At 67.0% G+C, this 24666-nt stretch carries 17 protein-coding genes; 6 read left to right on the forward strand and 11 right to left on the reverse strand.

Annotated elements, in window-relative coordinates:
- Nucleotides 1-3: 3 nt before the first annotated feature.
- The 9 genes from ACZ7KI_RS23630 to ACZ7KI_RS23670 form a co-directional block, all read right to left on the reverse strand.
- Entirely contained in the window at nt 4-468 is a 465-nt protein-coding gene (locus ACZ7KI_RS23630; RefSeq protein WP_470275256.1) for an Imm10 family immunity protein, read from the reverse strand.
- Complete coding sequence (locus ACZ7KI_RS23635; RefSeq protein WP_470275257.1) at nt 441-7370, reverse strand: RHS repeat-associated core domain-containing protein; 6930 nt, start codon at nt 7368-7370, stop codon at nt 441-443. The genes ACZ7KI_RS23630 and ACZ7KI_RS23635 overlap by 28 nt, the downstream gene beginning before the upstream one ends.
- A 53-nt stretch (nt 7371-7423) precedes the next feature.
- Nucleotides 7424-11362 (reverse strand): LamG domain-containing protein, encoded by a 3939-nt coding sequence (locus ACZ7KI_RS23640; RefSeq protein ID WP_470275258.1) that lies wholly within the window; start codon nt 11360-11362, stop codon nt 7424-7426.
- 375 nt (nt 11363-11737) lie between these two features.
- A complete protein-coding gene (locus ACZ7KI_RS23645) occupies nt 11738-12139 on the reverse strand; it encodes an immunity 7 family protein (protein WP_465500345.1) in 402 nt (133 codons plus the stop codon).
- A gap of 38 nt (nt 12140-12177) precedes the next feature.
- Nucleotides 12178-12717 (reverse strand): DUF2716 domain-containing protein, encoded by a 540-nt coding sequence (locus ACZ7KI_RS23650; protein WP_470275259.1) that lies wholly within the window; start codon nt 12715-12717, stop codon nt 12178-12180.
- Between the two features lie 187 nt (nt 12718-12904).
- On the reverse strand, nt 12905-13513 hold the full coding sequence (locus ACZ7KI_RS23655) for a hypothetical protein (protein WP_465500343.1): 609 nt from the start codon (nt 13511-13513) through the stop codon (nt 12905-12907).
- A 75-nt stretch (nt 13514-13588) separates the two neighbouring features.
- Complete coding sequence (locus ACZ7KI_RS23660; RefSeq protein WP_470275260.1) at nt 13589-14095, reverse strand: hypothetical protein; 507 nt, start codon at nt 14093-14095, stop codon at nt 13589-13591.
- A 69-nt stretch (nt 14096-14164) separates the two neighbouring features.
- Nucleotides 14165-14464, reverse strand: coding sequence for a helix-turn-helix domain-containing protein (locus tag ACZ7KI_RS23665; protein WP_470275261.1), 300 nt, complete (start codon nt 14462-14464; stop codon nt 14165-14167).
- A 5-nt stretch (nt 14465-14469) separates the two neighbouring features.
- Nucleotides 14470-14706: a type II toxin-antitoxin system RelE/ParE family toxin gene (locus ACZ7KI_RS23670; RefSeq protein WP_470275262.1), complete on the reverse strand. Its 237-nt coding sequence runs from the start codon at nt 14704-14706 to the stop codon at nt 14470-14472.
- 335 nt (nt 14707-15041) lie between these two features.
- Between ACZ7KI_RS23670 and ACZ7KI_RS23675 the strand changes: the two genes are divergently transcribed.
- From ACZ7KI_RS23675 to ACZ7KI_RS23700, 6 genes are all read left to right on the forward strand, one after another.
- Nucleotides 15042-16193, forward strand: coding sequence for a flagellar basal body-associated FliL family protein (locus ACZ7KI_RS23675; RefSeq protein WP_470275263.1), 1152 nt, complete (start codon nt 15042-15044; stop codon nt 16191-16193).
- Nucleotides 16194-16338: 145 nt separating this feature from the next.
- Nucleotides 16339-17688, forward strand: coding sequence for a flagellar basal body-associated FliL family protein (locus ACZ7KI_RS23680; protein ID WP_470275264.1), 1350 nt, complete (start codon nt 16339-16341; stop codon nt 17686-17688).
- A 4-nt stretch (nt 17689-17692) separates the two neighbouring features.
- Nucleotides 17693-19039, forward strand: coding sequence for a methyltransferase (locus ACZ7KI_RS23685; RefSeq protein ID WP_470275265.1), 1347 nt, complete (start codon nt 17693-17695; stop codon nt 19037-19039).
- Nucleotides 19036-20955, forward strand: coding sequence for a glycosyltransferase family 4 protein (locus ACZ7KI_RS23690; RefSeq protein ID WP_470275266.1), 1920 nt, complete (start codon nt 19036-19038; stop codon nt 20953-20955). The genes ACZ7KI_RS23685 and ACZ7KI_RS23690 overlap by 4 nt, the downstream gene beginning before the upstream one ends.
- Nucleotides 20948-21487 carry a hypothetical protein gene (locus tag ACZ7KI_RS23695; protein ID WP_470275267.1) on the forward strand — a complete coding sequence of 180 codons (540 nt, stop codon included), beginning with the start codon at nt 20948-20950 and terminating at the stop codon, nt 21485-21487. Before ACZ7KI_RS23690 ends, ACZ7KI_RS23695 begins: the two co-directional genes overlap by 8 nt.
- A complete protein-coding gene (locus ACZ7KI_RS23700; RefSeq protein ID WP_470275268.1) occupies nt 21484-23253 on the forward strand; it encodes a glycosyltransferase family A protein in 1770 nt (589 codons plus the stop codon). The genes ACZ7KI_RS23695 and ACZ7KI_RS23700 overlap by 4 nt, the downstream gene beginning before the upstream one ends.
- A 203-nt stretch (nt 23254-23456) precedes the next feature.
- Here the strand turns inward: ACZ7KI_RS23700 and ACZ7KI_RS23705 are convergent, their stop codons facing one another.
- Together ACZ7KI_RS23705 and ACZ7KI_RS23710 are read right to left on the reverse strand one after the other, a co-directional pair.
- Nucleotides 23457-24209 (reverse strand): Crp/Fnr family transcriptional regulator, encoded by a 753-nt coding sequence (locus ACZ7KI_RS23705; RefSeq protein WP_470275269.1) that lies wholly within the window; start codon nt 24207-24209, stop codon nt 23457-23459.
- Entirely contained in the window at nt 24209-24379 is a 171-nt protein-coding gene (locus ACZ7KI_RS23710) for a hypothetical protein (protein WP_465459560.1), read from the reverse strand. Before ACZ7KI_RS23710 ends, ACZ7KI_RS23705 begins: the two co-directional genes overlap by 1 nt.
- Between the last annotated feature and the right edge of the window lie 287 nt (nt 24380-24666).

Consider the following 24666-nt stretch of genomic DNA (forward strand, 5'->3'; position numbering starts at 1 on the left):
TACCTATGCGCCGGTGGGCGGATCCTGGACGTCCAAGCCAATCAGATCCGGCCGCTTCTCAGGAGAGCCCCAGTCAAGAACCTCACGAAGCTTCCGAGACAGATTTTCCTCATCTACCTGCGCTTCACTCAGGTTCACTTCAACGGGCGTCGAGATCTCAAGAATCTCGGCATCCTCGGCGGAGAATTCCAGCGTGAGAACCATTTCGGAGAGTCGCACACTTCGCAGACAGCCGTAGACGGTGGCGCCTCGCTCGGTAGAAACGTTGTAGGAATCCATTCCGGACTGGATTTCCTGCTCATCCGGTTCGTACGTGGATCGCTGAAATGAGAACGTTCTCGGGGTACCGAACTCGTCCACCCCGGCAACGCCCACTTCAAGGGCCTCTTCATCCTCATAATCCTCGAAGAACCCAACCTCTGCGGCGGTCAATCGCATTGCTAGCGCTTCCTCCTTCCAGCTGTCCATGATCCATCACCTTTGGCGCCGGACCATTCGTACGTAACCGACACTCCCAACTCGCTGACCATACGATTCATCGCACCCTTGCACCGCGAGCAGGGAGGGAGTTGGCCTTGCATCCTAACCTCATCACCGGCGCTCAACGGGAACTTGCCGGCGAATGGGTCATTCGGCAGGGAGACCTTCGACCCCGTCGAAGCGCCCGCCATGCGCGAGAATCGATGCTCTGTGTGCGTGAAAGCCGAGTTGTTAGGATACCCGAGCGAAGCCTCTTCAGGCGTCATGCTGCCGCTCTTCAGCGAGATATCGCTCTTGCTTCCACCTGGCGACGACACAGAGATATCGCACGAGTGCCCGCCGCCAGCGTTATGAACCAGGACCGGAGTCGCCCCAGCGAGCACAGAGTACGTGTGGAGGTAGTCGACGGTGAGGTTGTGGACGCGAGCAACGTCATCAAAGGCACGAACTCCGGTGACCTGCGCCCAGGTGCCGCTGCTGGTCTGCAACCAGCTGCCCACCGTCAGCTCAGCGGCGGGGACCCACTTCCGCAGGTCAGGCACCCAGAACGGGTGGCCATCGGTGGCGACGATCGGTGCCTCACCAGCGACGCTGATCTCGACCAGATGCTTCTGACCTTGGCCGATGATCGTGGCCACGACTTTCCGGGCCGTGGTCTCACCCGTCTCCGGATCGGTCGCCTGCACCTGATCGTCGAGCTTCACCTCCTCGATCGGCTTCGTCGTGCCATCCGACATGAGGACCCGCGTACCGGGCACGAAGCTGTTGCAGCCCGAGTCGCTCGCCGCGGCAGCACCACCCATGGCCGCGGCCGCTGCACCGACGACGCCCTCGCCTTCGCTGACGGCGACCACAACTTGGACCGCGTTCGCCGCCATCTCGGCGTCGGCGAGGATGCGCTCGGTGTCGGCGATGACCTTTTGGGCCTTCTCCACCTCGCGTCCGAAGGTCGCGAGAGCCCGCGCGCCCTTCCAGAAGCTGGCGACGATCTCGCCGACCTTCAGGATTTTGCCCCAGGGAATGAAGTTGAGGAGGGTGCTGATGCACGAGCCGACCGAGCCCTCGATGCAGCCCATGATGTCGTCCCAACCGATGAGGCTCTTGATCAGCTCGCCGGCCGCGTCTATGAAGACGTCCCATTTGGACTTCTTCGCGACGACCTGCGCCTCTTTGTAGGACTTTTCGTTGTAGCCCCGCTTGGCCTTCTCCCGCTGTTCGGCCGCGTACTTCTTGCCTTGCGGTGACGACGGAGAGCTGGCCATCACGGTGCAACTGCCCGTGCAGGCCGCCGCTTGTTCGGTACCTTCGTGGCAGAACAGGCCGTCCTCACCCATGTGGAAACAGGCCGACATGCCGGACGGGTCCGTCATGGTCACCGGGGAGTTGTTCGCGTAGGAGTACGGATTCCACAGTTGCGGGACCGCCGGATCCAGCACCGGGTCGGTCTTGGTGAACCGGCCTAGTGCCGGGTCGTACTCACGGGCACCAAGGTGGGTCAGACCGGTCGTGTCCTGGTAGCCGCCGACGAAACCGTGTTTGTCCGGCCAGGTGGACGGCGCTGGACCGCGCGGATTACCGAAGGGGTCCATGTAGCGCTGGGTGGGTGTGAGCGTTCCTGCCGAGATGGCCAGGCCGTTTGTTCCGTGGAGATCACTGAGCATCCACTTGAGACCGGATCCACCGACTCGTACGGCGACCTGGACTCCGCCGTGCTGATAGAACCGGGTCGCGGTCACGCCGGTCGTGCCGGTGGTGATGACCAGCTCGAGGTCGCCGATCGACAACGTGGTGCCGGTCGGATCACGCGTGACGAGCCGGTTGCCGTCTGCGTCGTAGAGATACTTGCTTTCACCGGTCTTCGTCGCGACGCCGACCGTTCTTCCCTCGTGGTCGTAGCTGAACGTCTGGGTGTCACCACCGACGTTCCGCGTCAGCATCGAGCCGGCTTCGTCGTAGGTATATCCGCTGGTCGAGGTTCCGTTCGGACCGCTCGTGTCCACCTTCTGCAAAGCGTGTGGTTTGACCGCGGTCGGCCCCGCCGCCGGGTAGGCGGAGGTACTGGTCACGTCACCCGTCGACTTGTGGTCGACCTCCTTCGTGCGGTTTCCCGTCTTGTCGAAGGAGTACGACTTCCAATACGGCGCGGCACCACCGAGCGCGGACGCCGACTTGACCGTCGCGCAGTCGGCCGAAGACGGGGTCCAAGCCTCGGTCAGCCGTCGTTGGTAGTCGTACTCGAAACACTGCGTGTCGGCGGGCGCACCTGACGGGGTGTCCGAGATCTTCGTGACGTTGCCCGCCGGGTCGTACCCGTAGGTCCGGTTGGTCAGCTGCGATCCGACCTGGGTCGCCCGGTTGACGGTGGTCGTCTGCGGACGCCTGGTGACCTCGTCGTAGGTCTGGGTCACGCCGACGTTCGCGGTGGACTTCTCCCCGTCGAACTGCATCCGCGACATCTCGTTGAACGAGGTGTAGTCGGTCTTCGAGATCAGGTTCGTGGTCGTGCCCGAAGAATCGATCGCATACGTCGTGGACGGCAGCCCTAGCTCGTTGTAGGTGTGCCGAACGTGTTCCAGCGGCAGATTTCCGGCCTTCGGGCTCACCGTCGAGGCGACAGCGCCCGTAGCCGTGTACGCGGTACTGAACTCGTACGTTCCGGCTAAGCCCTTTTCGACAGCCGGAACGTCGACGGCCTTCTTGGTCGGCCTGCCGTACCTGTCATACGCCACGACTCGTGTGACGTACGCGTCCGTGCCCGCCCATCGAGTCGATGAGGCAGGCAGGCCGATCCCGTTGGGAAGGGTGTCGTAGGTCCAGCTCGCCAATTTGGTGCCGGTGGCCGAGTCCGCGTTGACCTGGGTCTTACGCCCGAGCTTGTCGTAGGTGTAGGCGAGGGTCTTACCGCGGGAATCGGTGGACGAGGTCAGTTGTCCGCTGTCGTCGTAGGTGTAGGTCGACCGTCCCGCGTCCGGATCGGCCTGCCAGACCTTGCGGCCGCGCAGGTCGTAGCCGGTCGACCAGACATTGCCGGCGGCGTCGCTCATCGACGTCATGGCACCGGCGGCGTTGTAGGTGTAGTTCGTCGCGTCGGCCGGATTCGCCGCTCCCGGTGTGTAACCGTTCGTGTAGAGCAGCCGCTGGACGGTCTGCCCGTGTACGTCGGTCACCACGGTCTGCGGCGACGCGCCCCGCGGCGGAATGGTCGTGACCCGGTCGCCGCCGTAGATGGTCGACGTCTGCCACTGCTTGACGCCTTTCGACATCAGGATCGACGCCGTCACACGGGCACGGCTGTCGTACTCCGTCACGGTCTGGTTCAGCACCGTGTTGTCCGCGACGGTCACCAGCTTCGGGACAGGGCCGGAAGCACTGTTGAAGTAGCCGTTGTTCGTCTTGAACGGAAGCCCGCGCGAGTCGTAGACGGTGTCGCTGATGATCCGTCCGCCACCGGATGCCGCGGACTGCGCCTGCCTCGTTCGTCCGAGGCCGTCGTAAATCGCGTACGACGTCGTGTACTCGCCGTTGTCCTGCAGGGCTTTCGTCGCCACGGTGGTCGGAATGGCGGCCGGTGACGTCGCCGCGTCGGTGTATTCGAAGGTCGCCGTCGCCTTGTCACCGTCGAGCTTGCTGCGCCCTGGATTCCAGACCGCTGTCTTGCGCCCCAACGCGTCGTAGGTGATGTCCGTGCGGACCTTGTTCACGTCGACCGAGAACACCGGGTTTCCCCGCGCCGGTTCCTTGGTGGTCGTCGAGACCCAGCCGAGGGGGTTCGTCACGGCGATTTCGGTGACCTGTCCTCCGGCGCTATGCGTGTACGCGGTCTTCGTCACCGCGCCGGACACGTCGGTCGACAACGTCTCGCGGCCGTAGGCGTCGTACTCGTTCGTCGCGGTCGTCAAGAACTTCTTGCCCGTGGTGTCCCAGGCGCTCAGCGTGTCGGTGCGCGTGATGTCGCCCGCCGTCGGCGGCGTGCCGAACGCCTGCTTGTCGTAGGAAACCTGGACGTTGGTGATGACCGTGGACGCCGTCGCCGTACCGGAACAGAGCCCGGCGAACATCACGACTTCGTTCGACTTGTCGAACATCCCGGTCGCGGTGTTCGGGATATAGGTCGTCTTGGTACAGGTGTCGTCCGTGGCGACGCCGGTATCGCCGAGGTCTTCCTGTTCGATGACGAGACCGTTGTCGTTGAACTTCTTGTTCACCTGGTTGCGGCGATACGTCTTCCCGTCGGAGAGCAGGGTGCGGCCGCGCACGGTCGCGGTGTCCACCGAATGCGCCTTGAGCAGGCCGTCCGCGCTCGTCGCCGTCGGACCGCGGACCCAAGGATCGTTGATGGCCGAGTTGTCCACCGTCGTCGTACCCGGGAGATAGGTCCTGGACTCGCGGAGGAACCCTTGCAAGGGATCCTGGTCGACGATCGTTCCCTTTTCGGAATCCTCGACGGAGACCGAGCGTTTTCCGCCGTTCGGCAGGTGGTCGCCGTCCATCCCTCTCAGGTACAACGACTCCGTCACCGTCTGGGTGGCGGACGGGTGGCCGATGGACGTCCGCACGACGCCGTAGCCACGCCATTGACTCCAGGTCTTCCGCTCTTTCGGCGTGAACTGGCCCTCGTCGTAGTGCCAGGCCGCGTCACCGAGGTAGTCGTAGTGCGTCTTGACCGCGACTCCACCGGCGGTCAAGTCTTCCTCGGAAATGTCCGTGACGACGTATTTGTGGAACCAGTCGAGAACTGGGTCCTTCGCCGCCGGAGGACTCCAGAACGACGCGTAGCACCGCATCGTGTCGGTCTCGGGTGACGCCGGCATGCGTGTCCCCGCGACACAATCGGGGCCCGAGTAGGCGACACCGATCCGCCCACCGGTTTCGGTCCTGATCTCGTTGACCCGGTAGCGGGTGATCGGGGAGTACTGATCGTTGGCCGTGTCGACCCGGTTCGCGAACATGAATCCGCCGAAGGTGGTGGCGGGGAGCGTGATGCTTCCGCCACCGCCCTTCCCTGTGTGGGTGACCGAGGAGAGCCACAGCGCGGACGGCGAGGCGTCCCCGGTTCCGGGGAAGGTGTGGGCCAGGTTCCAGACGTCGACGTCGGTCTGGGTGCCCGCGTTGTTGTACTGCGTCCGGACCGTGGTCAGCCGCTTGCGGGTGAAGAAGGCGGGCGAGCCGTAGTCACAGGGCTTGTCCTTGGCGCAGATCTGCTCGAACGGGACATCCGGCCAGGACGCCGCCGTCGTCGAAGTCAATTGCGAGGGATCACAGGTGATCGCTCCGGACGGGAGGCAACGCTCCGCGGTTTCGAAGACGACTTGATTCGTGGGTGCGGAACCGTAGACACTGCCGTCCTTCAACCGCAGGCCGTACTCGATCCGCAGGGGATACCCGCCCGCCGTGTATTCGGTTCCGGCGGTCGTGACGTTCTGGTTGAGCCCGTAGTAGTTGATCTCCGGCTGGTAGTAGTACGTGCTGGCGTTCCCGTGGGGATCCACCACGTAGTCGAGGTTCCAGCGCCAGGGCTGCCGGCAGGACGAGCCGGCGAAGTTGTTCGGCTTGTAGCAGGCTTCACCGTCGTTGTTGCCGAACACCGGGACCGTCCACGTGGACTGGGTCTCGGCTTTGCCGCCAACCCAGCCGGGCGGGCGGTTGAGTCCCAGGAAGTACTGGGTTCCGTCGCCGGTGGTGACCTTCCAGTGCTGGCCGTCCTGGGCGTTGTTGGCGGCACCGGTGAGCAGTTCGATCTTGGAGCCGTCGTCGTTCTTCGGCCGCCATTGATTCGTTCCGGCGAGTTTGATCAGTTCCGTCGACTTGCCACCGAGGACCAGGGTCGCGTTGTCGATGCCCCAGCACTGGTCACCGGTCTTGGTCTGTCCGTTGTTGCCACCGAGGTCCTCGCTGCACGGCAGGTAGTTGCGGACGACGTAGCCGCCTGGCGTGAAGTCCCATCCGTCGCCGACCCAGGACGCCTGGTTGTTGGTCGCCGAGGTCAGCCCGTCGACGCCACTGGACGAATACGAGAGCCCGAGGCTCGGCGACGCGCCGCTCGGCGCGACCGGGACCGCGAACGGATAGTTGTAGGAGAAGCTTCCGGACGATCCGCCACTCGACCACGACCCCGCCGCCGACAACGGCTGAGCGGAAACGTTTCCGGCGGAGCCGCTCGCGGCTGCCGTCACAGCGAAGACCCGAGGCGCGGAACCGGCGAGCGCGACATCCGCCGAGACCTGCCGCGTCTTGCTGTTGTTCACCGTCCCTGGCACCGGGGCCTTCGTCCGGCACTCGGCCTTCGACGGCGTTACCAACGAACAGCCCGGCAGTTCCACCAGCTGCAACCGATCGGCCCAGCCGCCGCCGTAGGCGCTCCCGAACGCCCGGTAGTCCACCGCGACATTCACCGGCTCTGCGCCCACGCCCGTGTCGGTCACGGAGAGCACCACGCCGCGAAGTCCGAGCGCGTCGCTGGTCTTCTGGTCCGCGACACGGACTCGCACCTTCGGGGCGGGCCCCGCCTTCTTGGCGGCGACGTCCTTCGCCCGCGTCCAGCCGACCTTGACCGGGGTGCCATCAGCGGCGTTCTGGACTCCGAGCCCCTGTGGCTGACGGCCGTCGCGTGCACCGGCCGTCAGTTCGACCTCGGCTTCCGTCGCTCCCGGCCAAACCGGCGAAGTCACCTTCGCGTCGGGCAACACCGGCGGCGGCGACGGTGGGGCGACGAGCGGCGTGACCGGAACGCTCTGGTCCTTCTGGCCGGGGCCGAGCGACCAGCCCGGTGCGCTCCCCTTGCTTTCGAGCGCGATCGCCGCGCCACCGGACGCGAGCATGATCGCGGACACGATCACCGCCGTGGCACGGGAAAACCGGCCGATGTGGGTCCAGCGGGTGTCTTTACGCATGACGAAGCCTGCCCAAGGTTTCAGATGGAGCGTCTGCCGAACCGGAAGAGAGATCAGGGGTGGTCGAGAATCATGTCCGCGGCGATCCGTTGCGCGTCCAGCACACCGGTGTAGACGCGGACTCCGCGGACGTCGCCGTACCAGTAATCGGATTTGTTGCCACTCCACGCACCTCGGCCGAGAAGCAGACCTTCGAGCGGACTGGCACCGTTCCACCCGGCCACGTTGGTCAGACAGACCGGTGAGAACTGGAATTCGTCCGTGGAGGCGTACAGGCATGAAGTACCGGTCGTCGCGTCATACGTGCCAGTCAGATGAGTCCACACCCCGTCGGCCGCGTTACTGTCGGAAACCGCGAACCACGCGAACGGATTCGTCGGAGTGGCGGTCGACGAACCCATCATCCAGCTCCAGCGACCTTGCCAGTTGCCCGCCTGATCTTTGATTCCTCGATACCCGAGCATGAAAGGCGGGAACTGCGCGGAGTCCATACCGACCGCGGCCCGACCCACCTCGTCGACGCCGGTCGTGTTGGCGGGGTTCGCCTGTTTCGCCGCGGCGGCGTCCTCGGCGGTCCACCGGTGCCTCACCCATGCCTCAACGGTGAAACTGCGGTCGCCACGGAAACTCTCCGGCCGCTGTGCCGCGATCTGCCCGGTCCCGGACTTGTCGAACTTCGCGACGTTGACGCCGTTGTCACTCACCATGGCCGCACCGCCCGAGACGACACCGGCCGCGCCGGTTACTCCGTCGGTGGTGCTGCCATCGAGCTGGTAGTTCGCCCGGAGCACGGCGGTGTTGGCGAGACCGGCGGTTTCCGCGGCGGGAAGAGCGCGATCCCAGACCTGAACCTGGTCGATACTTCCCTTGAAGAAGGTCGACGGCTGACTGTTCCACCGCACCTGACCGACTGCGAAGCCGCCTGTCGCTGTCCACGTGGTCCCCGCCGGGATGGCCGTTTGCCCTTCAAGGGCACCGTTCACATAGAGCAGCACTTTAGCGGTGGACGCGTCGTAGACGGCGGTCAAATGCGTCCAGACGCCCACCTGCGGAGTGCTGGTGGAAGCCGCCCACCGATAGCCGTCACCGTCGATGTCCGCGGACGGAAGGCCCATGAGCCACCGGTTCGCGTCCTTGGAATAGCGAAGCTGGAAGCCACTGGAATGGACACCGTCTTGCCCGGCCACAGCGTAATAACCGTTGGTGTCAGCCAGCTTCACCCACGCCGAAACCGTGAAGCTCTGAGCCGTGTCGATCACCGGTGTCTTCGTTCGGCCGTAACCGTTTCCATCGCTCAAGAAAGCCTGTCCGGAGGACTGTCCGACCTTGCTCTCGGTTGCGGATTGCCCGGCGGAATCGCTGTAGCCGGTCGCGAATCCCGACCCGGGAGCGAAGGTGAGCGCACCGTCGTTTCCGGTCGCGTCCACCGTGTTGCTCTCGAATGCGTATTCACGGATGGCCGCCAGGCCGGTCGGGACGCCGTTGTTCCCGTGCAGCGAACCGACTTCCGTCGCGGTCAGTGCCCGGTCGAACATCGCGATCTCGTCGAGTTTCCCCGAGTACAGATAGGTCCGCCCACCGCCTGCCTTCCCACCGCCCACGACCAACGGCCCCGCGCCACCGGAACCGGTGGCGGCGACAGTGGCCTGAGCTTTCCCGTTGACGTAGAGCGTGGCCGTTTTCGCGACGGCGTCGTACACGCCGGTCAAGTGAGTCCACGCCCCTTCCGCCGGAGCAGCCGTGGAGAAGGCGGAACTCTGCGCCGAGTCGGCGATGCTGAACGCCCACTTGCCGGATTCGTGATACTGCAAGGCGAAACCGCTGCTTTGAGTGCCGTCCTGCGACAGCACCACCCGCCTGCTGTTCAGTCCGGTCGGGTTCACCCACGCGGAAGCCGAGAAGGACTTCGTCGGGTCGACCACACGCGCGCCCGTCGCGAAGTAGTCGCCTGCCTGGCCGGACAGTGCCGCGCCTTCTCCGATCTTCCCCTCGGTGAAGGCTCCCTTGCCTTCACCGACGTAGCGCAGGCCGGTCGCCTGCGAAGCACCGTTCCCTTCGAACTGCCAGGACGCGAGAGGAGCCGTCACGTCGCGGACGCTGAAGTTGTAGTCGACCCTGGTCGACGGTGTCTTCGCGCGGTTGCACGACCAGACGCTCAGGACATGCGTCCCCTTCGTCTGCGGAGCGATGGCGACGGTGGCGGGCCCGTTGTAGGCGGCGGGCTTCACCGTCCCGGGCTCAGTACCGTCACAGGTGGGCGGCGTGGTGTTGTCGAGCTTCCACACGTAACTGCCGACCGAGGTCGGAGAGTTGGAGACCGTGAAGGTGAAGTCACCCGCCCGTCCGGGACCACCGCCGTAGGTACCACTGGGATACGTCTGGGATGACACCGACGGCGCGGCGGGAGCGGAGAGCTGGACTTCGACTTCGCACGCGCCAGCCCAACTGGTTTCGCGGCCATCGGTGACGTGCGCGTCGAAGGAGTAGATCCCGTCCGCGGGCATGGAATCCTTGAACAAGGTGGCCTGTGCGTTGCGATTGGCGACGTTCGAGTCGCTCAAGACGTTGTCGACACCTGCTTCACGCTGGTCCCAGGCGTAGTTTCCGGAGCTGACCCAACCCTTGTAAACGCGGAAACCGGTGTAGAGCATGCCGCCGTCCGGGTCTTGGACGTTCGCCTTGACCACGTAGCCGGTGCTGGTACGTCCGAGCACCGGACGTACCCACGGCATGCCCGGGGCGGGCGGGCCACAGGGATAAGTCGAAGTCCCGTTGACGATGGCGAGATTGGCCGGCGAGTTCGGACGTGAGTTGTAGGTGACCGAGAACCCGACCTGGGGGGAATACCGCTTCCAGGTTTTCTGGTCGTTCTCGTCGGGCGAGACTATGCCGAAGGTGAAGGTCGGCCCACCAGCTTTCACGAGACTGTCGATGACCCAGGTGACGTCGAAGCCGACGTTGGTCGGGCAGCCGCTCACGCTTCCGAGCCAGTTGCCCAGTGCCGGGCCACTCCCGAACTTCAGTCCAGGGACGATCGGATTGGTCAGCACCACGTGGTTCGAGCCGTCGCAGTTGCTCGGGTTGGTCACGGCCAGGTTCAGTTGCGCGGTGTAGATCTCCTTCCCGGCCAGGCCCCCGAGGTTCATTTCCACGAAGGAGCGAGCGGTGACGAGGTTTCCCGCGCAGTTCGACCTGGAGTCGTAGATGTACCCGGCCTTGAGCTGGTCGGACGAGTCCCAGACCGCCTCACCCGGCGTCTTCGAAGAGCCGCAGGCGTGCTGGACCAGGTAGTGGTTACGACCGCAGTTGGAGCAGTAGTTCGTCTGCCAGGTGGGATCGACATAGACCGGGTACGCGGCGTTCACCAGCAGGTCGGCGTCGGGTGTGAGGAGCAGCGACTTGCCCGAGACCTCAGTCTGCACCTTGGCTTGACGACCGCCGGTCGCGGGACCGCGGACGAAATCCGTCACGTCGGGTTCGACTCCCGACGAGTCCCACATCAAAGGCGCCTTGGCAAGGAAGATGTCGGCCCCCTTGGGGTCCTTGACCCGCAGAGCACCGTCCGCGTCCTTCGTGAGCTTGCCGTTTTTCACCGGCACGCCCAGCTTGATCTTCGCGATGGCCGGATTCTTCGCCGCCTCCGGCGTCTTGATCACGACGACCTCGTGAACCTTGTCCACGTCCACCTCGACCTTGAGGTCGACGCCGGGAAGCACATCGGGATAGGTGGCGGTAGCGCCCGAAACGACCGGCTGGGGTAGGACACCCGGCCAATCGAGCCCGACCGAGGTGCCCATGGCGCTCAATTGCAGCAGAGGTGCGGCTCCCGCGGTCTGGACGTCTGCGCGCCGACCTGCGGAAAGCGAGATGTCGGCCATCGCGGCCTTCGGCGACAGCGCGCCGTTCGCCGCAGGGCTCAGGGTGGAGTCCGCGGGAACCCAGCCGCCGTCACGGGGAACCCGAACCGGGCGGGTGTTCTGGGTCAACGTCATGGAGCCGTCCGGGTTCGCGAAGGTTTCCGAACGCTCGGAGGTCAGGTCATCGACCCGGACCTTCTTTTGGCCCTGTTTGGCAAATTTCGTCGCCGTTGCGGTGTCCGGAGCGGAATTCGGCAACACCGGCGGCGCCGGGGTCGCAGCATCCCCCGGATATGCGAAAGCCGTGGCCGGGAATACCCCGAAAGCCACGGCCAACACCACCACGACGACGCCGAGACGCGGTCTCAGGCACGACGATCTCACGGCGATTCCCCCTCGTTCCGCGGGGATTTGCCACCCGCGCCCAGATGAACTCTGTCCTATTCGGACGGGCGGGGAAAGCAGCCGAACAGCCTAATTCGATCATCGACGAAACCGCAGGCAGACGGCTCAGATCTCGTAGCCGTCCAGCACCGTCGGCGCGACCGGGGACAGGTGGTCGTCGCCGCGTTCGGTGACCAGGCCGCGGGCCATCCGGTACACCTTGAATTCGTTGTCGTGCTCGGGGTCTTGGTCGTCCCAGACGTGCAAGAGGCCGTACGAGCCGGGCGCGAGGTCGCCGACGCGGGTGAACAGGTCCACCAGCTCGGGCCCGATCGTCGTGCCGTGCTTGTCCATGCCGCCCAGGTGCAGCACCGGCGCTCCGGCGGACCAGCGGAGGTCCACCAGGTCGCCGTCGTCGAAGTCGCGGACGGCGCGGTGCACCCGCTCGACGATCCGTTCGAGCAGCGCCGCGTCATCGTCGCCGGAAGGGCTCGCTTGGATGGTCACCCACCCGTGATATTCGAACACCGGCCTGAGTTTAGGCAGGTCCGCCCACCGGACGGCGGTCAGCCCGCCATCGCGACCGGCGACCCGTTGCGCCGGAGCGCGTTCTTGAAGACTCGCTCGCCGTGTCGTTCGAAGGCGGGCACGAGCTTCTCGCCGTAGACGCACAGTGTGCGCTCCCACGGATGCCCGAGCGTGCCGAAGCGGAAGTCGCTCGCCAGGAACAGGTGGTAGTCCGTGCGCGGGAACACCGGGACCGGCCACGGGTCGAGGGCGGCGTGGCGATGCGGGTAGAAGCGGTACGACTGGTGCTGCCAGTGCAGTACCCACACCCACTCGTTCTCGGCGACGCACTCCTTCAACGCCGAGAGCGCGACGCGGGCGACGTCGTTCTGCTCGACGGCGTACGGGCCGAGCCGGAACTCGGCGGACGACCTGTCGAGCCCGCCGGGTGCGAGGTCCCACGCGACGGAGGGGGCGGGTTCACGGAAACCCGGCCAGGCGTGCGAGTAGGTGCTCGGCCAGAACGCGAGCTTGTCGTAGACCCAGTACCAAGCGGGCTCATCTGCGACCCTGGAGATGGCTTCCCAAGCGTTGTTCACGAGCGACCCTCGGTGGTTCGGCCGATTAAGACTGGGAAAGCTTCGTGTTCGGGGCCCGAGTTGTCCAGCTCGCGGGCATACTCCGTGAAACTGTCACCTGATCAGGTGTCTTGCGCCGCCGCCGGAACCGTGAGAATGACGGTGTGTGAACGGCGAGCCCACCGAATGCGGGCTCGCCGTCGTTCGATCATGCGGCTGCCTCCCAAAGGCTCATGAAGGCCGACGCCTCGCTCCGCACCCACGGCTTGACCTTGTCGCGGTCGCGCGGGGACAACGCGAACTCCTTCGCGCGCCGAACGTCGACCACCAGCGGGCGGCCGCCCGGCCGCAGCTCGTCCATGGTCTGTTCGAGCAGCCACAGCACCATCTGCGCCGCGTCCCTGCTCAACGGCTCCTCCTTGAAGTAAAGCCAGGTCACGTGGACAGGACCGTCGCCCTTGCGGAGCCCCAGGTGCGGATTGATGCCGACTTCGAGCGCGCCGAGCCGCCAGCGTGACCGGCCGACCTCGGCCAGCCGCAGGTCACGCCGCCCCAGATAGCGCAGCCAGCCGTTGGCGATCTCGGCGTAATGCGGCCGGGTGCGCTCGTCGGCGTTCTCGACGAGTGCCCGCATCACCTCGCGATCCCGCCCCGAGATGCGGCCGGCCCGGATCGCGTTCGCGGCCCGGAGATAGAAGTTGAACCCGCCCCGCGCCGGATCCTCGTACTGGCGGCGCCAGCGCCGGACGAAAGAGGAACGCGAGGGACCCGAGCTCGTGCTGTATCCCACGAACGTGGGCAGGGTGATGTAGGCCATCCGTGTCTGCCTTTCGCCGCTGTTCCTGCTGTACAACGCCAATTTTAGAACACATGTACGACAGAAACCGGCGCCTTACGGGTGACGCGGAGAGGGAGGCCAGGGCCCTTCGAGCAGCTCGGCCGATTCTTCGAGGATCGGCACCTCGCAGACGTCACGCGGGGTGAGATCGGTGGGGATCCAGTCGTCGAGCATCGCCGACCAACGCGTGATCCCCCGCAACGACGGCGGCGACCCGAGCAGCTCGCCGACCTCGCTGACCAGTGCGCCACCGGTCGCCGGTGACAGGTCGCCCTCGACCATGGCGGTGAGCCAGCCGTGGATGAGCAGCCACCGCGCGGCCGTGGGGTCGGCGGGCAGTTCGATACCGAGTTCGTCGACCACCTGATGGAGCGCCTTGTCGACGGCGGCTTCGCCCGCGGACTCGAGCCCGGCCAGCAGGCCGAGGGAAGGGGCGTCGAGCCCGGCGACGATCGCGTCCAGACCGGCCTCGACCAAATGGGACGTGCGGACGTCCCGACCGGCGAGCCTGCCGATGGCCAGCTCGCGCAACGTGCTACGACACTCGTCGATTTCCGTCATCCGGCGCTTCCCACGTCCGCCACCGTACCGGCGGGACCGGTCAGCCGCTTCTGACCAGCCGAAAGAGCATCACACCGTGGACAAGCGCGGGGTGATGCGAACGACGAGATCGGCTTCGAGGGCGTTGGCCAGCCGTTCCAGCACCGGAATGGTCGGGACGGTGCCACCTGCTTCGAACCGAGCGACGGCGGATTGGGTCATCCCTGCCTCCGCGGCGAGCAGTGTTTGGGTCCAGCCCCGCGCCTCACGCAATTCACGAACCGCCTTGCCCAGCTCGTAAGCCAGCCGCGCGGCCTCGTAAGCGTCACCGGCACCCGGCTCGGCCAGCCTTCGCTCGCGAAGGCTGGCCCAATCTGTCCGCTCGGCCATTGTCCTCACTCCCCACCGTGCTCATCGGTCGTGTGCTTTCGAGCGATGCATTGCCACATCGCCTTCTGTGCCCGTCGCACCTCACGCTCTTCACGCATGCGGGTCTTCCGGAACTCGGTCAGCAACACGATTCGCCTGCCCGAGGCGATCCAGTAAGTGATCCGCACGGCTTCGCCGTTCAAATGAAACCGCAACTCCCGCAACTTGCCGTCAAGTTGTCTCGTGTACGGCTCGCCCAGCAACGCCCCCTGCTCCGCCGAGCAGATCCACATAGAACGCCGCTGTGGCGAAATCCGCCGTGGACAACCTCTCCAGCCAATCGCGAACCTCCGGCTCCAGCTCCACGGTACCCCGTGTCATAGCCTTGATGCTATAAGCGCACTTCAGCGCCACGTTCAGGCGATCTGCTTCCCGCTCCGCAAGGGGAGTCACCTTGGCACGCCTCACCAAGCACAGACCGATCATCGAAACGCTGGACCCGGGCCTCCGGCGGAGGCAAGAATGTGGAAAGACCACATCAACCACCCATAAGGGTGCATGCAACACTGGCTGCTCACACCCGGCGGCAGGGGGCTACATGAGCTGGCAGGACGAGCTTCGACAGCTGGACGTCGAGCTGGCCGCGGGTCGTATCGGGCACGCCGAACACCGCAAGAAGCGGGACGAACTCCTGGCGGAGGCCTCCGGCGGGACGATGCCGTCACCGGTCCCCTCGCCGCTGCGGCAGCCGGGCGGCGCCTGGCACAGCACCAATCCGGCCGCGCGGCCGATCGACCTGCCGACGGTCACGGTCCAGCAGCCGCAGCCTTACGCGCCCCCGCCGGAACAGCGCACCCAGCCTTTCGAAACCGAGAAACCGAAGCGACGCGAAGAGAAGAAAAGCGCCATCCCGCGCATCGCGGATCACAAGACCACCGCGCCTTCGCCCGCCGACATCAACCCGACGGTCTACCTGCGCGCCGAGCCGCCTCGGGCCAAGCACAAGCCGTCGACCCGGCAGCTGAACCGGCCGCTTCCGCCGCTCACCCCGGAACCCGGCCCGCGCCACAGCGCGCCGGCCGAGGACTACGCGGTCGTCGGCAAACGCAAGCCGACCTGGCTGTTCATCGGCGCCGGGGTGCTGGTCGTGCTGGCGCTGATCATCGGCGGGACACTGTGGCTGGGCTCGTCGTCGTCCTCGAACGTCGCCGAGCAGCCGAGTATGGCCCAGCCGCCGGACGGTCTCTCCGGGCTCGCGCCGTCGAGCCAGCCCAACAGCGCGCAGACGCCGTTGGAAGACCGGCTGCCCACGCTGCCGGGGACGCCGTCGAAGGACAACTCGACGATGTCGGTCGCGAAGGGTGTCGAGCTCAACCTCTATTCGAAGGCCGCCGCCGATTACCTCACGTCGAAGAGCATCGCGTCCGTCACCTACAAGGGTTCGAACGAGGGTACGAACGGTTACCTCGTCCTGGTGATCCCGGCGAACGACACGAAGGACGCCTCCGCGATCGTCAAGTACTTCCGGGAGAACTCGATCAACGCCGGATTGCGCGAGCAGCGCGTCGGCGACCGGCTCGCCCTCGTCGGCGCCAACCAGAACGGCCAGCTCAGCGGTATCGGCTATGTGTCCGGGACGATGGCCGTGACGGCGTGGGTCTCGCAGCCGCTGGGCGGGGACTCGCAGGCGCTCGACACCCGTCTGGAGCAGACGCTGACCTCGCTGGACACGGTCCTCCCGGCGACCTGAGAAGCGCAGGTCGCGGGGAGATCACGGATTCGACCCGCGAGGGCGTGACGTGGCCGGGCAGTGCAGAATGTGCGAGGTCACCGCAGTGGTGGTATCGCGACGGCCGGGAGCGTACTTTCCCGCCTGAATCGGATTAAGGGGGCTGGTGGTGTCCTGGCAGGAAGAGCTGCGCAATCTGGACGAGGAGCTCGCGTCTGGACGCCTCTCAGCGGACGACTACCGGATCCGCCGCGACCAGGTGCTGTCCTCAGCGGTCGCCTACGGTGATCCCGCTCAGCAGCAGGTCCAGCAACCCGGCCAGCAGCCCTTCCAGCAGCCGCCCGTTCCGCAGGCGCCGCAGCAACCCCAGCAGGCTCCGCAGTCCGGCCAGCCCAACAGCGCCGACTCGACCCAGATCATCGCGCCGGTGAACCAGCCGCCGCAGAACGGCGAGGGCGAGCGCACCCAGGTCGTCCCGAACTGGCAGCAACAGCAGCAGGCCGACCGGAACCGCACCCAGGTCGTGCCGCCGATCGCGTCGCCGCCGGGCGGTTTCCCCCAGCAGGGCCAGGCATCCCCGGCCGGCGGTTTCCCCCAGCAGGGTCAGGCTTCGCCCGCCGGTGGTTTCCCGCAGCAGCCGCCCCAGCAGGGCTACCCGCAGCAACAGCAGCACCAACAACAGCCGCAGCAGCAGGGCTGGACCGACACCGACGCCAGCCCGCCGTGGGGTGGTTCGGACTTCCCGCCGATCTCGCCGGTCGGCAGCACGGAGTGGGTCAAGCAGGGTCCCGAGCTGTTCGAAGACAAGCCCAAGGGCAAGGGCGGCAAGATCGCGATCATCGCGATCGTCGCCGTGCTGGTCCTCGCCGGTCTCGGCGTCGGCGGTTACTTCGCCTTCTCCGGCGGCGGTGACGACCCGGTGGATCCGACCGCCGCGCCGCAGCCGACCCAGTCGCAGAACGCGCCCCCGACGTCGTCGGCCAAGCCGAAGACGCCCGAAGAGCTGCTGTTCGAGAAGATCCCGGAGCAGTCCGGCGAAGAAGACGCGAAGAGCGGTGTGCTCACCGCTGCCCAGCTCGCCGAGATCACCGGCATGGAAAAGGGCGAGGCCGATCTGGTCATCGCCGCCGGCGTGAAGCAGGTCGCGTACCGCGGCTCGCAGAAGCAGCCGGACGAGACCGGCCCGCAGCCGGCGAAGATCTCGGTCACCGTCATCCCGCTGACCAGCCCCGGTGCCGCCGGTGACCTGGTCAAGCAGCTGCGCCAGTACCAGACGAGCAACGGGTTCGTGCAGATCACCGAGCCGCTGCCGGGTATGCCGCCGAAGCTGAACTTCCAGAAGAAGATCGACGGCGACAAGGGCTCGTACCGCGGCACGTGGATCAGCGGCAACAACATCGTCCGGGTGGACGTGCTGCAGAACCCGCTCGGTGGCGAAGAGGGCGAGAAGGCGTTGAGCGGCACGTACCAGCGTGCGGTGAAGAAGACGCTGGAAAACTACGCCGTCACCAGCTGATCCGATGATCGGCGAGAAGACCCGGCTGCTCACGACTCTGCTTTCGCTGGCCGAGGACACCGGGTCACTGTCCGATGAACTGCATTTCGCCGGTTGGGACGCCACCGAGCGCGTTCCGCTCGACCACGGCGCCGCGAACGTCCTCCGGGCGCTCGTGCTGCCGAAAGCGGCGCGGGTCCTCGAGGTCGGGGCCGGTTTCGGCGGCCTGACCCGGTATCTGGGCGAGGTTTCGGCGACGGTGCACGCCGTCGAGGCCGAGCCGGTCCGTGCCGCCGCGGTCCGGTTCCGCACGCGCGACCTCGACACGGTCACGGTGTACGACCGGCCTCCCGGCTCGGGGACCTACGACCTCGTCGTCGTCCAGCAGCCCTACGCGACGCGAAGCCTGCTGGACGTGGTTCGCGAGCGGCTGTCGCCGACAGGTGCCCTCGTGGTGCTGACCGCGTCGCGCGGCGTCGTCAAGACGCTCGCGGCGGCCGGTCTCGAAGTCCAGCGTGAGCTGCTCTGCTCCCCCGGTCACGAAGTCGCCCGCGCGGTGCGCGGCGCGCAGATCGACACCGAGCTCCCCCGCCTGTCCGCCGCGATCGCCGGCGGTCCCGCGAACGGCCTCGCCCTGCTGTGCGGGCCCGGCGCCGCCGCGCTCTGGCCCGCGTACCGGCTCGCGACGTATTTCAACACCGCGGAGCGCGCCGCGTTCGCCTGCACGCGCGCCGATGTCGTGCGCACCGGTGAAGGCGCCGAAGTCCGCCGCACGCCGCTCGCCCCGTCGCCGCCGGTCGCCGGGATCTCGGTCGGGCCGTGCACGGACAAGGTGTACGACGCCCCGACGATGGTCGAAGTCCTGCTCGACGAGCCGGAACGTGTCGCGGAACTGCTGACCGGTTGGCGGGATCTCCTGCGCGCGGAGGCCGCACGCGGGGTCGAGACGCTGTGGGATCTGGTGCCGCACAACGTGCTGGTCGACGGCGCGACGCTGCGCCCGATCGACCTCGAATGGCGGAACGCGGGCGCGGGCTTTCCCGAGGTGCTCGAGCGCGGCGTGCTCGTACTGGCCGACAAACTCGCCGACGCGGGCTGGTCCGCGGCCGCGGACGGCGGCTCGACGCGCGATCTGGCCGGCTGGCTCGGCGTGCTGATCGGCCTCCATCCCTCCTTTGTGGACAGTGCACTGGCCCGCGAGGTCGCCTTCTCGACGATCGGCTCGTGCGGCACCACGCACGGCACGGACGAGGTACGGGAGGCCATCGCCGAAATCTGGCGATCGCGCCTCCGGCGGAGGCCCCACGAGTACCGTTCACCCAAGGTCGGCGCCGTTGTGGCGGCGAACGAAGACGAGGTAGCGAAGCGATGACGAGCCTGCATACCGCCGGCATCCTGACCCCGGACCGGCCGGTCGGGCACCTGTTCGAGCTCCGGGGCTGGACGACCGGGATCAGCCGGATCGACGAGATGTCCGTGACCATCGCGGACGTCGAAACGAACCTGTTCCCCGAGCCGTGCCCGGGCGCGCCCGAAGGCACCTTCGGCTGGCGTGCCGTCCCGGCGACGTGGGTTCCCGCGGGCACTCAGGACATCGTCGTCACCGGACCGGACGAGCGCGTGCTGAACCAGGCGACCGTCCACGTAGGCACGCTGCCCGGCGAAGAACCGTTGTGGCTGGGCGAACTCGAAGCGCCGAAGCAGGGCAAGGTCGCCGAAGGTCACGTCGTCTACGTGACCGGCTGGGCCATGCTTCAGGGCCGCGCGCCGAGCCTGATCGAGGTCATGGTCGAGGGTGGCGGCACGGTCAGCGCGCGTACCCGTCTGCCGCGCAAGGACGTGCCGAAGGAATTCCCCGGCTTCGACGACGCCGCCGTCAGCGGTTTCGAAGCCTGGGTGCCCGTCGACCTTCCGTACGGCGAAGAGCGGACGCTGTCGCTTCGCGTCCGGTACCGCACCGAAGGCGTCGGCGAGGTCGTGTCGGCGAAGCGCACTTTCACGCTTCGCAACCCCGTCGCGGACCCCGACGACGCCGAACTCGCCGACGAACTGGCGAGCGACACGGCGAAGGCGATGGCGCGGGTGAACATCCCGACCGATCCGAGGCACGTGCTGGTCTTCACGCACAGCCTCGGGGTCGGCGGCGGGCAGCTGTGGCTGCAGGAACTGCTGAGCCGGATGGTGACCGACCACGGCTGGCAGGTCAGCCTCGTCAGTGAGACCGACGGCCCGCTGCGCGCGGATTGCCACGAACTCGGCATCCCCGTGCACGTCACGACGCACTACCGGAACCAGACGGTCCCGGCCTACGAAGGTCACGTCGCCGAGCTGGCTCGCTTCGCGAAGTGCTCCGGAGCGGGCGTCGCGCTCGTCAACACGCTCGGCGGCTTCGTCGGTGCGGACGCGGCGAAGCGCGCCGGGATGCCGACGGCATGGGTGATCCACGAGAGCTTCTCGCTCCCGGCGTTCGCCTACCAGAACTGGGGTCCGGTGAAACCGCCCGCCGCGGTCTGGCAGCGCTGGGAGAGCACGCTCGCCGAGGTCGACAAGCTGCTGTTCGTCGCGGACGCGACCCGCGAGATGTTCCTGCCGTACAGCAAGCCGGAACGCTGCCAGACCGTCCGCTACGGCACGCCGATGCACAAGTTCGGCGGTCGGACGCGGTCGGAGACGCGCCGGCAGGCGCGGAACATGCTCGGTTACACGCCGGACGACATCGTGCTGGTCAACATCGGCATCGCGGAATCCCGCAAGGGGCAGGCGCCGCTGATCTCGGCGATGGAGCGGATCCACAAGGTCCACCCAGAGGCGAAGCTGGCCGTCGTCGGCCTGCACCCGTCGCCGTACGGGCTGGCGATGGAGGAATCGGTCGAGCGCGCCGGGCTGGAGAAGTCGGTCAGCCTGGTGCCGATCCAGCCGGATCCGCTGCGCTGGCTGCAGGCCGCGGACATCTTCGTGAACAGCTCCGACATCGAATCGCTGCCGCGGTCGATCCTCGAAGCCGTCTGCTGCGGCGTCCCGGTCGCGGCGACCGACGTGTTCGGTGCGCGGGAGATGATCGTCGACGGCGAGACGGGCTGGCTGTTCGAGACCAACGACGTCGACGCGCTGACGGCGGCGTTGCTGCGCGCACTGGGCACGCCTGCGACGCGTCGCCGTGAAATGGCGAAGGCCGCGCACGAGAAGCTGCTGCCGTGGCTCGACCCGGCGGGTTACGCGCGCGAATACTCCGAAATCCTGACCGAACTCGCCCTGCACGGGCACCAGAGTGGGGGCGTCCATGTCTGACGAAATTCCCGGCCGCGTCCAGGCCGAACTGACCCGGCTCCGTGCCGAGCGGCAGGTGTTCACCGCCGAGCAGGACAGGCTGAAGGCCAAGCTGGCCGAGACGGAGCACGAGCTGCGCGAAGCGACGGCCGGGGCTTCGTCGAACGAAGGCGACTCCGCCGAGTTGAACCACCGGCTGGCTTCTCAGCAGGAAGAACTGGACGTCGCGAAGGCACGCCTGCGCGCGCTGGAGGCCGAGGTCCTGCTCGCCCACCAACAGCGCGACTCGCTGCGCGCCGAGCTGAAGACCTGCCGTGAAGAGCGGGACAAACTGCGGCTCGCGCTGCTCGACGCCGAACTCGTCGTTTCGGCGGGCGTCGTCGACGCGGACATCCTGCCCGGCGGCGAGCCGTCGGCGGACCGGCAGCGGCTGCTCAACGCCGAACGGCTCGCCGCCGAGATGGCCCGCGAACTCGACGCCACCCGCCGCACCGTCAGCTGGCGGGTCACCGCGCCGCTGCGTGTGGTGCGGAAGAAGATGGACCGGCCGTGACCGAACTCTGCTTCGTCTCCGCCGAGGGTGGTTCCGCCTTCATGGAGGAACTCCTAGAGGTGGTCGCCGACGCCGTGCGCACGGCGGGCGGCAAGGCCAGGACCGCGGTCGGCGAGTTTCCCGAGGGCGGGGCCGACACGGTGTACGTCGTCGTCCCCCACGAGTATTTCGTGACCGTCCCGGACGCCGCCTTCCCGACCGCCGAACAGTGCCGCCGCACCATCGGGTTCTGTGTGGAGCATCCCGGGACGGCGACCTTCGAACGCAACGCCGAACTGCTCTCCATCCTGGGCGGCGCCGTCGACATCAACCACGATTCGACCGCCGAACTGCGGCGGCGCGGGATCGCCGTCGAGCATTTCCAGCTCGGCTACAGCCCGCTGTGGGATCTGTGGGGCGGCGACCTCGACAGCCCGCGCGACCTCGACGTCACCTACCTCGGCACGGCCGAGCGGCGGCGTTCGGTGCTGCTCGGCTCGTACGCGCGTGATCTCGCCGGGCTGCGGACGCGGTTGCTGACCCCGCCGCACGAACCGATGACCGGCGCACGCGTCGACTTCCTGCCGGGCAAGGCGAAGTTCGAACACCTCGCGCGGTCGCGGTTCCTGTTGAACCTGCACCGCGAGCAGAAGCAGACCCTGGAATGGGTACGGACGCTCGAAGCGATGACCAACGGCTGTGTGGTGGTCAGCGAGACCTCCGCCGACGTCGAACCGCTGGTCCCCGGCGAGCACCTGGTGCTGGCCCGGCCGGAGGCGCTGGGCGCGGTCGTCGCCGCGCTGGCCGACGAGCCCGAGCGTGAACGGCATCTGCGTTCGGCCGCCTACGGTTTCGTGAAGTCGCTGGACATGACGGCGTCCGCGCGGCGGCTGATCGACCTGGCCTCGTCGCTGGGCTCGGCCCCTACCGCGGACATCGCTCCGGCGCGGGCACTGGCGTCGAGCCTGCGGAACCCGGAGGACGCGCTCGCCGTCGACACCCCGTCGTTCGACGCGCGGTTCGCGGGCGACCGGTCCGCCGCCGGACCGGCTTCGGCACGCGGAACGGCGCTTTCGGCACGGATCGCTCAGCGGGCGGCAGGTGCGCGAAGGGTCGCTTCGCGGCGCTGGGAGCCTGCGGCCGCTTCGGTGCCGGGCTCGGCCGATGTCGACGTGCTGATCGTGCGCCGGACCGGCGAGGTCGACCCGGACGATCTGGCGAACGACCTGCTCACCGGCAGCGTGCTGCCGCGGAAGGTGCTTGTCGGCGAGGACGGCGTGCACCCGTGGCCGCGTCCGCGCCCGTATGACGTCCTGCTGCACGACGCCCCGCTCGGCCGCGGGCTCACCAGGAACTCGCTGCTCGAGCGCTCGACGGCGTCCTGGCTGCTGGTGCTCGACGGCGGGATGCGCGCGTCGGAATTCCTGCTGGAACGGCTCCTGGCCGCTTCGGAGGACGTCGACGTCGTGCACTGCCCGGTCGCGGATCCGGTGGACGGCCTGGTCGGCGCGCTGCCGCCGGAGGAGCGGCGGCTGCGGACGCTGCCGTACCTGGGCAGCGGGTACCTGGTGCGGCGGTCGCTGATCGACGAACTCGGCGGCTGGAACTCCGAGGTGTTGTTCGAGGGCCTGGAGGACCACCTGTTCTGGCGGCGGGTGGCTTCGGCGGCGAAACCGACGGCGCTGGTGCAGCAGGTGCTGCTGCGGCGGCTGCGGCCGGATCCGGACTCGCGGCCGATGGACCTCGACCCGCATCGGGTGTGGGCGGCGGTCGGCAGCGCGCTGTAGTCGTTGCCTGGTGCCTCAGGTGCCTCTCGCACGCGGGGCTGACGTTCCGTTGCCCCATTAGTGTGAGTTAGGCCGTGTCGGTGAACGTCCTCCCCCGGTCGTGCGCCTTATAGGCAGAGCATCGGAGCCTTCGGATGCTGGACGAGGAGGAGCCACCATGGCCTGGGAGATCGCCCTGGTCGCCGCGCTGGCCGTCGTGTTCGTCATACGGCTGGCGCTTCAACTGAAGCGCGGCTGAGTTCGCGGCGCCGCAGCTTCATCTGCGGAATCCGCCTTGTCTTGGCGGTTCGAGCCGGGAAAAGCGGAGGACCGTCTTCCCGCAGTTGTTTCTTGACGTGAATCGTCTTGTAGCCCGTCGTCAGATAGCCCTCGTTCCTCAGTTTCACCATCTCGGAGTTCACCGACGCGGCCGACGCCCCGATCGCGGACGCGATATCGGCGTGGTTCAGGCCGACGTCGATCACCACGCCGTCTTCACCGGGGATTCCATAGACCACCTGCAACCTGGCCAGAAAAGCGGTCAATCTGCTCCGGACCTTGGCGGCCGCGAAGCCCAGCGCGGCATCCCGGCGGCGCAGCCGGAGCGCCATTGCTTCAGCGGCCGCGCCCATCGCCTGTTTGTTGTCGTGGAGAAACCGGCGAAAGGCCTTCTGCGGGACTTCGAGGACACGGACCGGCTTCGTCGCGACGTAGGCGAGGTGGCTCGATCCTCCGATCAGGCAGTCCTCGAGCCCGAGCACATCACCCGCACCGAACAGGTCGACGATCGTGGGTGGCGTGTCGCCCTGTGTCGTACGCAGCGCTTTCACGAAACCCGACTGCAGGATGAGCACCGGCGGGATCGGGTCCGCCTGGTTCGCCAGGTTCGACCCGGCCGCGTAGTCGACATGTCTGGCGAGGTCGATCAGCCGCCGCCGTTGCCGCTCGGTGAGCGCCTCCAGGAAGGATCCGGACATCAGCCCACCACCGCCGCGAACGCGTAGAGGATGGCGGGCAGACCAGCCACCAATGCCGCCACCGAGCCGATCACCTTGGCAGGCTGCGCGACCTTTCTGGCGAGCAGAAGCCGGGTGAGGATCGCGGCGAAAACGATGTAGGCGAGAACGACGACGCCCGCGGTGACCACCAGAAGGGGGTCAGGTGTATTTGTCGCCAATGGTGACTCCCAGTGAGAAGAAATGTGATCTTGAAGTGTTATCGAGCCTTGCCCGGCCGGGTGAGAATCACGTCAGGTAGGTGACAACGCCGCGCGGCCGTAGCACCGAAGACTAGTGCTCAGAGTCATTGTGTGAAAGCAACTCCGCACCCACCGCACCCGGACAGGGTGCCTTCGGCCGACCATTTCGCGACGGAAAGTGACGGCAATTTCCGGCGCGCCGGAAGCGGAAAATCACGGACCGTGCCCGAAGTCGC

Source organism: Amycolatopsis sp. NPDC039088, from assembly GCF_055598845.1.

Excerpts from the sequence above, each read along its gene's own strand:
- ACZ7KI_RS23630 (WP_470275256.1), bottom strand. The coding sequence starts at position 468 with ATGGACAGCTGGAAGGAGGAAGCGCTAGCAATGCGATTGACCGCCGCA.
- ACZ7KI_RS23635 (WP_470275257.1), bottom strand. The coding sequence starts at position 7,370 with ATGCGTAAAGACACCCGCTGGACCCACATCGGCCGGTTTTCCCGTGCC.
- ACZ7KI_RS23640 (WP_470275258.1), bottom strand. The coding sequence starts at position 11,362 with ATGACGTTGACCCAGAACACCCGCCCGGTTCGGGTTCCCCGTGACGGC.
- ACZ7KI_RS23655 (WP_465500343.1), bottom strand. The coding sequence starts at position 13,513 with ATGGCCTACATCACCCTGCCCACGTTCGTGGGATACAGCACGAGCTCG.
- ACZ7KI_RS23660 (WP_470275260.1), bottom strand. The coding sequence starts at position 14,095 with ATGACGGAAATCGACGAGTGTCGTAGCACGTTGCGCGAGCTGGCCATC.
- ACZ7KI_RS23665 (WP_470275261.1), bottom strand. The coding sequence starts at position 14,464 with ATGGCCGAGCGGACAGATTGGGCCAGCCTTCGCGAGCGAAGGCTGGCC.
- ACZ7KI_RS23675 (WP_470275263.1), top strand. The coding sequence starts at position 15,042 with ATGAGCTGGCAGGACGAGCTTCGACAGCTGGACGTCGAGCTGGCCGCG.
- ACZ7KI_RS23685 (WP_470275265.1), top strand. The coding sequence starts at position 17,693 with ATGATCGGCGAGAAGACCCGGCTGCTCACGACTCTGCTTTCGCTGGCC.
- ACZ7KI_RS23690 (WP_470275266.1), top strand. The coding sequence starts at position 19,036 with ATGACGAGCCTGCATACCGCCGGCATCCTGACCCCGGACCGGCCGGTC.
- ACZ7KI_RS23695 (WP_470275267.1), top strand. The coding sequence starts at position 20,948 with ATGTCTGACGAAATTCCCGGCCGCGTCCAGGCCGAACTGACCCGGCTC.
- ACZ7KI_RS23705 (WP_470275269.1), bottom strand. The coding sequence starts at position 24,209 with ATGTCCGGATCCTTCCTGGAGGCGCTCACCGAGCGGCAACGGCGGCGG.